This window comes from Citricoccus sp. (genome assembly GCF_032154715.1).
In the GTDB taxonomy this organism is placed as follows: domain Bacteria; phylum Actinomycetota; class Actinomycetes; order Actinomycetales; family Micrococcaceae; genus Citricoccus.
Window position 1 is genome coordinate 1 of sequence record NZ_JALDXU010000108.1, and the last position, 10,856, is coordinate 10,856.

Sequence of the window (10,856 nt, forward strand, 5' to 3'; positions counted from 1 at the left end):
CCCCCCCCCCCCCCCCCCTCATTGTTGTGCGGGCAGATATCAGTACTCATCTCTGCCCGCAAAGCGCGTCTCGGGGTGGTGGGCCGGTCGCCGGTTCGCCTGCGGGGTGCCGCGCCCGTGCTGCTGGGCTACCGGCCGGCGTCGGGTGCGGTGTTCTCGTTCGGAGCATTGGCGAGGATCCGCTCCAGCAGTCGCATCAACTGCTCGGACTCAGCCTCGGTCAGCGGCGTGAAGAGCCGGCGGTTGACCTCCAGTGCCGGCCCGTACATCTCCTGCAGCAGGTCATGTCCGGCGCCGGTCAGGGTGGCCACGCGGCGGCGGCCATCCCGGGCGTCACGGTGCACGCTGACCAGCCCGCGTGAGGCCATGCGGCTCACGAGCTCGGTCAGGGAGGCCTTGTCCACGGCGAGCTGGGCGGCGATCTCGGTCTGGCTGAGCCCGGAGTCGGAGCGGGCCAGACAGAGCAGGAGTCCGAACTGGATGCTCGTGTTCTCCGTGGAGACGTGCTCGGTCCAGAGCTGGCCGTGCAGGCTCAGCAGGCGGCGGACGGCGAGGCTGCGGAACACCTGGGGAGGGGCCAGTCCGGTCTCGGTTCCGTTCACCTTCGAGCCTCCTGACACGCCACGATCTGGGTGACAAACAATATTGTTGACAAAATCATGAAAATCTCTTGTCTGCCGGGAGTACGGCTGACTAGGCTGTGTCTCACATTACAGGCATCCGTCCACCCCCGGCCGGTGCCATCTCGCACTTTGCCTTCCAGGAGCACCATCATGATGAGGAAACTTCGCGTGGCCGCCCTCAGCGCCGCCGCCCTACTGGCCCTGACCGCCTGCGGTTCGGGGTCGCCGACCGAGGGTGGCACCACCAGCGCCCCCGCCGAGGGATCCGAGCCGGCCGCTGCTGGCGATCTGACCCCCATCGAGGTCGGGGTCATCCCGATCGTCGACGTCGCCCCGATCTACCTGGGCGTGGAGGAGGGCATCTTCGAGGAGCATGGCCTGGACGTCACCTTGACCCTGGCCCAGGGTGGTGCGGCGATCGTGCCGGCCGTCCAGTCGGGGCAGATGGACTTCGGCTTCTCCAACGTCACCTCCCTGATCATCGGGCGCGACGCCGGCCTGCCGCTGAAGATCGTGGCCACCGGCCCGCAGACCACCGGTGACGGTGAGGACGACTTCGCCCACATCATGGTCCCGGCGGACTCCGATGCGACCAGTCTGGCCGATCTCGAGGGCCAGCGGATCGCCGTGAACACCCTGAACAACATCAACGACTCCGTGATCTCCGAGGGCATGAGGCAGGAGGGCGGTGACCCGGAGTCCATCGAGTATGTCGAGATGCCCTTCCCGGACATGGTCGCCCAGCTGGAGGCCGGCAACGTGGACGCCATCGGCGCCGTGGAGCCGTTCGTGACCCTGGCCGAGGCCGACGGTGGTCAGCGCGTCTATGGTCAGTATGCCGAGCCCGTCCCGGACCTCTCGATCGCCGCCTACTTCACCACGGACCAGAAGATCGAGCAGGACCCGGAGCTGGTGGAGGCCTTCACCGCCGCGATGAAGGAGTCCCAGCAGTTCGCCACGGACAATCCGGACCTGGCCAAGGCCGTGCTGCCGAGCTACACCTCGCTCGAGCAGGACGTGATCGACGAGCTGACCATGCCGCGCTTCCCGCAGGAGCATGACATCGCCTCCCTCGAGAAGATCGCCGAGCTGTCCCTGGACTCCGGCCTGATCGACGCCATCCCGGCGACCGATGACCTGATCGTCCAGTAGTCCGGCGCGCTTCCGCGCCGTTGGTGCTGTGGGTACGACGCCGGCCCCTTCCAGTTCTCTGGGCGGGGCCGGCATCGTTCTGCCGAGTGAGTTCGGAGCACTCTTCTCCGCGCCATCGCATTTTCCGGGCGGACTCCACCGGTGGAGTCTGCCCGGAAGATGCGGACGGGGTGCGGTGGGGTGGGCCGCCCGACGCCCGGACCTACGGATGTTGTCCACAATCGTTGAAATACTCAACGGAATGGCGCACAATGAGGATGAGTGTGGTCCGCCGCACAAATGACGTACGCCATATCGCCGCGAGGAGTAGGAACGCATGATCAACCGTGGAATCGGAGACTGGATCCACCGCCGCCGCATCAAGTCAGCGGGGAACGTCGCCGTCATCAGCTCCGCCGGCGAGCTGACGTATGACGACTGGGCCGTCCGCATCGACCGGCTGGCCGATGCGCTCTCGCAGCGCGGCGTGCGGCAGGGCGACCGCGTGGCCTACCTGGGGGAGAACCACCCCTCGTTCCTCGAGTCCCTGTTCGCCGTCGGCTCCCTCGGTGCGGTGTTCGTGCCCCTCAACACCCGCCTGGCGCCGCCGGAGATCGGCTTCGCCCTCAACGACTCGGGCTCCACCGTGCTTCTGGCCTCGGCGACCATGGAGCCGCTGGCGGTCTCGGGAAGCCGGGGGACCGGCGTCGGGCTTCTGGCCCTGGTGCAGGATGGCACCCCGGTGCCGGCCGAGCGCCAGGACGGCGACCTGGAGGCGGTCGACTACGAGCAGCTGCTGGGCGGCGGCGAGCCCGTCCGCCCGGATGTGGCCGTGGGTCTCGACGACCTGGCGATCATCCTCTACACCTCCGGCACCACGGGTAAGCCCAAGGGCGCCATGCTCACCCACGGCAACCTGACGTGGAACAGCTTCAACGTCATCACAGACGTGGACATCATGTCCGATTCGGTGTCCCTGATGATCGCGCCGATGTTCCATGTGGCCTCCCTGGGCATGGGCGTGCTGCCGACCCTGCTCAAGGGCGGCACCCTGGTCCTGGAGTCGCGGTTCGAGCCCGGGCGGGTCCTTGAGCTGATCGAGAAGCACCGGGCCACGTTCATCTCGGGGGTGCCGACCACGTACCAGCTGCTGGCCGAGCACCCGAACTGGGAGTCGGCGGACATCTCCTCGCTGCGGAACCTGACCTGCGGCGGCTCCGCCGTGCCGCTGCGCGTTCTGGAGGCCTATGAGCAGAAGGGTCTGTCCTTCACCAACGGCTACGGCATGACCGAGACCTCCCCGGGGGCGACCACCCTGCCGGCCCGCTACTCACGGCCCAAGCAGGGTTCCTCCGGGCTGCAGCAGTTCCACACCTTCGTGCGGATCGTGGACCCTCTGGGCCAGGTCTGCCCTCCCGGCGAGGTCGGTGAGATCCAGGTCCAGGGCCCCAACGTCATCAAGGCCTATTGGAACCGTGAGGACGCCACCAGGGACTCCTTCGTGGAGGCCGAGGACGGAAGCTGGCTGAAGACCGGGGACATGGGCTACCGGGACGAGGAGGGCTTCCTGTTCATCTCCGACCGCCTCAAGGACATGATCATCTCCGGTGGCGAGAACATCTACCCCGCCCAGGTGGAGCAGGAGATCTCCCAACTGGACGCCGTGGCCGCCGTGGCCGTTATCGGCGTTCCGGACGAGAAATGGGGCGAGGTCCCGCGCGCGGTGATCGTGGTCCGGGACGGGCACGAGCTGACCGAGGAGCACATCATCGGGCATCTCAACGGCAAGCTGGCCCGCTACAAGATCCCCAAGTCCGTGGTGTTCACCGAGGAGATGCCCCGCACCGCCTCCGGCAAGATCCGCAAGCCGGACCTGCGCCGGCAGTTCGGCTGACGGCGGGCGACCAGCTGCCGCGTCCCGGAACCGGCACCATGCCAGTTCCGGGCCGCGTAGCTCGCGCTTCCTTTCAAAGGGAAGGGCGGTTTCGCCGACCGGCCGCCGTGTCTAGGTTGGACACACCGGCCTCGTGGATCTCCGGACGACTGTCCGCGGGATGGAGGCCCGTCCCGACCGGGAGGATCATGACGATGTCACAGACCGAAGCCACCGAATCACTCGCCCAGGCCATCGAACGGACCGGAAGCCCCGTCGAATTCCTGCGCAACCAGAACTGGCCGTCCATCACGTTCCCCATCACCCCGGAGTTCACCAATTGGCGCGACGAACAGCGGGCCTGGCGGACCACGGTGGCACTGATGGACCAGTCGCACCACATGACCCAGCTGTTCCTGGGCGGGGCTGACCTCCTGCCGCTGTTGGCATCCATCTCGCCGAATACGTTCGCCACCTTCCGGCCGGGAATCGCCAAACAGCTGATCTCCGTCAACCAGGACGGGTACCTGATCGGGGACGGCATCCTGTTCTACCATTCCGAGGGGCACGAGGGTCTGGTGCTCGTGGGGCACCATATCCTCATCGACTGGGTGCGGTTCACCGTGGAGAAGGCACAGGCCGCCGGCCGGGACGTGCACCACCGGCTGGACCCGAACTCGAACATGCGCTCCGGCCCGCCCACCCTGTACCGCTACGAGCTTCAGGGCCCGGAGGCGGACCGGGTCATGGAAAAGGTGTTCGGCGGTCCCGTGCCAGAGGTGAAGTTCTTCCACATCGCCGAGGTGGAGATCGCCGGTCGCACGGTGAAGGCCCTGCGTCACGGGATGGCCGGCCAGCCCGGCTTCGAGTTCTACGGGCCCTGGGAGGACCATGAGGCCGTCCATGCGGCCTTGGTGGAGGCCGGTCAGGAGTTCGGACTCCGCCTCGTCGGGGCCAAGGCCTACTCGAGCTCGCCCCTGGAGTCCGGCTGGGTCCCCACCCCGTTCCCCGCGATCTTCGGGGATGACTTCGCCGAATACCGGCAGTGGCTGCCCGCGGCCCGGGCGGGATCGATCGGTGGTTCGCTCTACTCCGAGAAGGTGGAGGACTACTACGCCACGCCCTACGACTTCGGGCTGGGCCGCTCCGTGCGGTTCGATCACGACTTCCACGGCCGCGAGGCCCTGGAGGGGCATGCCGAGAACCAGACCCGGCGCAAGGTCACGCTGCTGTGGAACGCGGACGATGTGGCCGGCGTCGTGAGGTCCCAGGTGGAGGAGGGGACCCCGGCCAAGTACCTGGACTTCCCGAAGGCACGCTACGGCTTCTATCAGATGGACGAGGTCCTCCGGGAGGACAGGCAGGTGGGCATCTCGACCGACGCCGGCTACGTGGCCTTCCCGCAGTTGTACATGTCCCTGGCCACCGTGGACGCGAGCATCGCGGACGGCGAAGAGGTCGAGGTCGTCTGGGGCGAGGACCCGGTCTCCCGCAAGCCCCAGGTGGACCAGGGCCACCGGCAGGTGAGGATCCGTGCCACCGTGGCCCCGGCCCCCTATCAGCAGTACGCGCGGACCCGGTACCGCGCCAACGGCTGAGGTTAGGCGTCCTGGGTGCTCAGGGCACCCAGTTCGTCCTGCGCATCCAGGCCGTCCAACTCGTCCAGGAGTCTGAGGCCCCGCTCGGCCCAGGCGATCTCCACGTCCGCGCGGTCCACGAGTCCCTCGTAGGTGAATTTCTTGAAGGCGGTGGTGCGGCGGTGCTGGGACGCGGGGACGGTCTCGAGCCGGCGGTTGAGGGTCTCCGAGGTACCGGCGATGACCTCGTCGATCTGCTGCTGCCACTGCCCCCGAAGCTGCAGGATGTGCTCCCGGTAGGCCGTCAATTGGGCGCGGGCGCGGTCCGGGGTGGCGTACTCGAAGTAAGCGGCCCGCAGGTGCATGGGGTCGCGGTCCCGGGTCCACTGCAGGTCTGAGTCCATCCACTCGCCGAAGGCCACGCGGCCCTGCTCGGTGATGGTGTACTCGATCTTCCGGCCCTTGCGGCCCCAGGGGACCTCCTCGGACTCCAGGAGCCCGTCCTGCAGCATCCGGCGCAGCTCCGGGTAGATCTGGGAATCGGGGGCGTGCCACACGTTGCCCACGGAGGAGCCGAAGCGCTTGGCCAGGTCATAGCCGGTCATGGGCTCCACGGTGAGCAGGGCCAGCAGCGCGTTGCGCAGGGACATGTGGTCATCCTTCCCGCCGGACGCCCGGCTGTGGTCTGCGGCCCCGGGCTGCTGCCCCAGGCGAATCGGTGATCCGCACCACTGTAACGGCCCGCGAGTGATATACCTATGTCCATAGGCCTGGGGAGCGCCACGTGACGCCCGGCGTCACCTCGGCGGGGGAGGGGCACGGTGCGCCGCGGGGGCGTCGATCAGCGGACGCCGGGCAGGGCTCCGTTGAGCACCGGGGCCAGCCGGCGCACGCCCTCGCGCAGCGTCTCCGGTGCCACGAAGGAGAAGGCGAGCCGGAAGTGGGGGTGGGGGCCGGCGTCGGGCGTGAAGGCGCCGCCCGGGACGAACACGACGCCGGCCTCCGCCGCCGCGTGCATCAGGGGAAGCGTGTCCAGCCCGTCCGGCATCCGCGACCAGACGAAGAAGCCGCCCGCCGGGCGGGTCCAGGTCACGCGCGGATCCAGGGACTGCTCCATCTCGTCCACCAGCGCGTCGCAGCGGCGGGCGTACTCGGCGGCACAGCGGGCCACGTGGGCCTGCCAGTCGAACCGGGTGAGGAACGCCGTGGAGAGCATCTGGCTGAACACCGGCGGGCAGACGAAGGCCGACTCCGCCGAGAGGTAGAACTCGCGCAGCAGCGCCGGCGGCACCAGTGCCCAGCCGATGCGCACACCGGGGGAGAAGATCTTGGAGACGGTGCCGAGGTAGATGACCTGGTCGCGGTGGGCGGCGGCGATCGGGGCCACCGGGGCATCCTCGAAGCCGAGCTGGCCGTAGGCGTTGTCCTCCACGATGAGGACGTCCTCCTCGCGGCAGATCCGGGCGACCTCCTCGCGCCGCTCGGCCGGCATGAGTGCCCCGGAGGGGTTCGCGTAGGACGGAATCGTGTAGAGGAAGGCGATCCGGCGACCGGCGGCGCGCAACTGCTGCAGGGTGGTGCGCAACAGCGCGGGGATCAGGCCCTCCTCATCGGTGGGGGTGGAGACGGCGTCCAATTCCCACGTGTTGAAGGTGTTCAGCGCGCCCACGAACGTGGGGTCCTCCACCACGACGACGTCGCCCGGGTTCCCGAGCATGCGCGCCGCCGTGTCGATGGCCGCTTGAGAGCCGGGAGTGATGACCACGTGCTCCGGATCCGCGCCCGCGATCCCGTCCGCGGCCATCACGGAACAGACCGCATCCCGCAGTTCGGGGGTGCCCTGACCGGCGCCGTACTGCAGGCTGAGGTGGCCCTGCCGGGCGACGAGTTCATCGGCGATCCCACCCAGCTGCCCCAGCGGAAGATCGTCCAGCCAGGGGTTGCCCCCGGCCAGGGAGATGACTCCGGGGGTCATGGCGAGGTCGAAGACATCCCGCACCGCCGATTGCTTCACGCCGCGCGCTCGATCTGAAAGGAATGCTGAAGGGTCGGCCATGGGGCCGATGCTAACAACGGGGCGAGCCGCGGCGGAAGGGGTGGCGGCGCGCCGGATCGAGACCGGATCCGTGCCGGGGCCGGACTGGATCCGTGCCGGACAGGCCCGGAAGAACCCTGATCAGCCCTGGGTGCCGTTGAGCTGGTCGGGGTCGCCGATCTCGTCCAGCTCGTCGGTCTCACCGGTTTCGCCGTTCCCGTCCTCGGGCGCGGCCCCCTCCGTGTCCTCCGCACCTTCCGTGCCGGACGTGCCCTCGCCGGACGCCGGCTCGTCCGCTGGAGTGGTGACCTCCTCGCCCAGCTCCAGTTCGGGCAGGCCGAGGACCTCCTCGATCCGGACGCCGTCCACCAGGATCTCCGCGTTCGCCACCCCGGCCGCCGCGGCCGCGGTGCGGTTGAGCTGGGCCCGGATGCGGAACGACTCGCACTCGCTGCGGGTCACCACGTCCCCGCTCAGCTCCACGGTCACGGTGTCACCCTCCACGCGGCTGGAGGAGTAGAGCAGGCCGTCCTCGGACGGGTCCAGGGAGTTGGTGATGGCCGGATCGCCGTGGCTGTACTGCTCGTCGTCGATGAGGAAACCCACAGCGGAGCCCACCCGGTCTTCGGTCTGGACCGGCACGGACGAGGCGCGGACCAGCAGGTCCTGGCAGGCCACGTCCCGGCCCGTGGTCGCCGGCGGGAAGTCTCCGCTCAGGGCTACGAAGTACAGCGGCAGTTCCGCATAGCCGTCCGCGTTCGCCTCAGGCAGGGCCGTGCCGTCCTGGTCGGCCGGAGTCTCGTTGGAGGAGGGGAAGATCGAGCACCCGGCGAGCACGACGGCGGCCAGGGCGGCGGTCAGCCCAGCGGCGGTCCGGCGCAGGGCCCGGTGGCCGGACGCGTGGTCCGGTCGGCGTCGCGAGGTCATGGAACTCCTGAACGGCAGGGCTACGGCGGGGAATCCTGACTATCGTACTCCGCCGTCCCCGCCTCGCCGCTGTCACGGTGCCGCACCCACGCGAGGACGTCCTCGGGGTGGATCCGCCGGTGCGTCCCCCGGTACGTCACCGGGATCTCGCCGCGGTCCGCCAGCTGGCGCAGGTAGGTGTTGGAGACCCCGGCCAGCCGTGCCGCCTGGGAGGTGTTCAGCCACCGGTCCTGCTCGGACACCGTCACCGCCGCGCCCGAGGCGAGCCGGCCGAGCAGCTCGAGCACCGCCGCGGTGGCCACCGGCCCGAGCCGCACCGTGGTGCCGTCCAACACCACGGTGGCGTCCGGCGTCGAACTCGGCTGTCCGGCGGGCGCAGGGGAGCTGGCGGGCGCCGTGAGGCCGGCGATACCGCGAAGACCGGGGAGGCCGGCCAGGATCCTCCGCTCCGCCGTATCGAGCGGCCCGACGGTGGAGCTGCGGGTCAGGATCGGGATCTCTTCGGCCATGAGCCCCACCCTAGTCAGGCTTACCCGGGGCGTCCGGTGCGCGGGTAGGCTGGGATCCATGCCCTTGCGTAACCGTCGTGCCGCCGCCCTGCCCGCCAAGTTGAGCCGTTCCTGGCTTCTGGTGAACGCGGCGAAGCCGGAAGATTTCGCCCCGGGGCTCGCCTCCGAGGCGGACTCGGTGCTGTTCGACATGGAGGCCGCCGTCCCGGCCGGCCAGAAGGACGCCGCGCGCGCCAACGTGGTGGAGGCCCTCAACGGCGGCATGTCCGCATGGGTCAGGATCAACGGGATCGACACCGATGACTGGCAGCAGGACCTGGAAGCCCTGTCCGGCGCCGAGGGGCTGCGCGGCGTGATGCTGGCCCTGGCCGAGGAGCCCGAGCAGGTCACGTTGACCGCCATGCGCCTGCGCGCCGGCACCCCGGTGATCGCGCTGATCGAGACGGCCGTCGGACTGGACAACGCCACCGCCGTGGCCAAGGCCCCCGGGACGTTCCGCCTGGCCTTCGGCACCAATGACTTCCGCAAGGACACCGGCATCTCCGATGATCCGATGGCCATGGCCTACGCGCGTTCGCGGCTGGTCATCGCCTCCCGCGTGGGCAAGCTGCCCGGCGCGATCGACGGCCCTCCCGGCGCGGCGGACAGCAACGCCACGGTGGTCGATTCCTCCCGCACCACCCAGTCCATGGGCATGACCGGGCGTTTGTGCCTCAACCGCGAGCAGGTCGAATCCATCAACCTGGCGCTGTCCCCGTCCGAGGACGAGGTCACCTGGGCCGTGGACATGCTGCAGGCGCACCGGGCCGGGGCCTCCGTGGGTGATGGCTCCTACCTGCCCCGCCTGGCCCGTGCGCAGAAGATCGCCGACCTGGCCGATTCCTACGGGCTCTGGAACGCCTGAGGCCCCCGCGGCCGGCCGGTGTGCTACCGGCTTCGCAACAAGCGGACATCGAACGCGCCCTGAGGGGCTGGGCTGCGGGTAGATTCGAGGGCACGTGAACCGGTGTGATCCACTCCATGCCGGTCGGCCCTCCCTTTTGAAGGAATACAAGGAACACCATGAGCAGCAACTCCGAGCCCACCGGGACCACTGGATCCACCGAGTCCTCCATCGGTTCCTACACCTCAGACGCCTCCACCCCGGCCCCGGGCTCCATCGCCGATTCCGGACAGGGCTCGGCCCGCACCGGCACCGCCCGCGTGAAGCGCGGCCTGGCGGACATGCTCAAAGGCGGCGTGATCATGGATGTGGTCACCGCCGAGCAGGCCAAGATCGCCGAGGACGCCGGCGCCGTGGCCGTCATGGCCCTCGAGCGCGTGCCCGCGGACATCCGCGCCCAGGGCGGCGTGGCCCGCATGTCCGATCCGGACCTGATCGACGGGATCATCGAGGCCGTCTCCATCCCCGTCATGGCCAAGGCCCGCATCGGCCACTTCGTGGAGGCCCAGGTCCTGGAGGCGCTCAAGGTCGACTACATCGACGAGTCCGAGGTCCTCTCCCCGGCCGACTACATCAACCACATCGACAAGTGGGACTTCACCGTCCCCTTCGTCTGTGGCGCCACCAACCTCGGCGAGGCCCTGCGCCGCATCACCGAGGGTGCGGCCATGATCCGCTCCAAGGGCGAGGCCGGCACCGGTGACGTCTCCGAGGCCGTCAAGCACATCCGCACCATCCGCGGCGAGATCGCGAAGCTGTCCGCGCTGAGCAAGGACGAGCTCTACGTGGCCGCCAAGGAACTCCAGGCGCCCTACGAGCTGGTGGCCGAGGTCGCCCGCGAGGGCCAGCTGCCCGTGGTGCTCTTCACCGCCGGAGGCGTGGCCACGCCCGCCGATGCCGCGCTGATGATGCAGCTCGGCGCCGACGGCGTCTTCGTGGGCTCGGGCATCTTCAAGTCCGGCAACCCCGCGGCCCGCGCCGCCGCGATCGTGCGCGCCACGGCCCAGTACAACGACGCCGGCGCGGTCGCCGCGGCCTCCCGCGGCCTCGGTGAGGCGATGGTCGGCATCAACGTCGGCGACCTGCCCGCCCCGCACCGCCTCGCCGACCGCGGCTGGTGACCACCTACTCAAATGTGCGGGCAGAGTTTGGCGGTACGACGCGTACCGCCTATCTCTGCCCGCAAAGGAAGGTGGAACGGTCTCGGTCAGGAACCGGCGAGCATGTCCAGGACCATC

Annotated in this window: 10 protein-coding genes; 5 read left to right on the forward strand and 5 right to left on the reverse strand. The window is 69.3% G+C overall.

Annotated features, from left to right (window positions below; genetic code table 11):
* Nucleotides 1-128: 128 nt before the first annotated feature.
* Entirely contained in the window at nt 129-602 is a 474-nt protein-coding gene (locus RUH65_RS13850) for a MarR family winged helix-turn-helix transcriptional regulator (RefSeq protein ID WP_313818167.1), read from the reverse strand.
* Nucleotides 603-773: 171 nt separating this feature from the next.
* On the opposite strand from RUH65_RS13850, the gene RUH65_RS13855 reads away from it, so the two are divergent.
* From RUH65_RS13855 to RUH65_RS13865, 3 genes are all read left to right on the forward strand, one after another.
* Entirely contained in the window at nt 774-1,775 is a 1,002-nt protein-coding gene (locus RUH65_RS13855) for an ABC transporter substrate-binding protein (RefSeq protein ID WP_313818168.1), read from the forward strand.
* Nucleotides 1,776-2,091: 316 nt separating this feature from the next.
* Nucleotides 2,092-3,648 carry a long-chain fatty acid--CoA ligase gene (locus RUH65_RS13860; RefSeq protein ID WP_313818169.1) on the forward strand — a complete coding sequence of 519 codons (1,557 nt, stop codon included), beginning with the start codon at nt 2,092-2,094 and terminating at the stop codon, nt 3,646-3,648.
* Between the two features lie 194 nt (nt 3,649-3,842).
* A complete protein-coding gene (locus tag RUH65_RS13865; RefSeq protein WP_313818170.1) occupies nt 3,843-5,225 on the forward strand; it encodes an aminomethyl transferase family protein in 1,383 nt (460 codons plus the stop codon).
* Between the two features lie 2 nt (nt 5,226-5,227).
* Here the strand turns inward: RUH65_RS13865 and RUH65_RS13870 are convergent, their stop codons facing one another.
* From RUH65_RS13870 to RUH65_RS13885, 4 genes are all read right to left on the reverse strand, one after another.
* Complete coding sequence (locus RUH65_RS13870; RefSeq protein WP_313818171.1) at nt 5,228-5,854, reverse strand: PadR family transcriptional regulator; 627 nt, start codon at nt 5,852-5,854, stop codon at nt 5,228-5,230.
* 191 nt (nt 5,855-6,045) lie between these two features.
* Nucleotides 6,046-7,260 (reverse strand): PLP-dependent aminotransferase family protein, encoded by a 1,215-nt coding sequence (locus tag RUH65_RS13875; RefSeq protein ID WP_313818172.1) that lies wholly within the window; start codon nt 7,258-7,260, stop codon nt 6,046-6,048.
* 120 nt (nt 7,261-7,380) lie between these two features.
* Entirely contained in the window at nt 7,381-8,166 is a 786-nt protein-coding gene (locus tag RUH65_RS13880) for a hypothetical protein (protein WP_313818173.1), read from the reverse strand.
* 20 nt (nt 8,167-8,186) lie between these two features.
* Entirely contained in the window at nt 8,187-8,675 is a 489-nt protein-coding gene (locus tag RUH65_RS13885; RefSeq protein ID WP_313818174.1) for a helix-turn-helix domain-containing protein, read from the reverse strand.
* A gap of 58 nt (nt 8,676-8,733) precedes the next feature.
* On the opposite strand from RUH65_RS13885, the gene RUH65_RS13890 reads away from it, so the two are divergent.
* Both RUH65_RS13890 and pdxS read left to right on the forward strand, forming a co-directional pair.
* On the forward strand, nt 8,734-9,579 hold the full coding sequence (locus RUH65_RS13890) for a CoA ester lyase (protein ID WP_313818175.1): 846 nt from the start codon (nt 8,734-8,736) through the stop codon (nt 9,577-9,579).
* Between the two features lie 158 nt (nt 9,580-9,737).
* Nucleotides 9,738-10,739 (forward strand): pyridoxal 5'-phosphate synthase lyase subunit PdxS, encoded by a 1,002-nt coding sequence (gene pdxS / locus RUH65_RS13895; RefSeq protein ID WP_313818176.1) that lies wholly within the window; start codon nt 9,738-9,740, stop codon nt 10,737-10,739.
* Nucleotides 10,740-10,856: the final 117 nt, after the last annotated feature.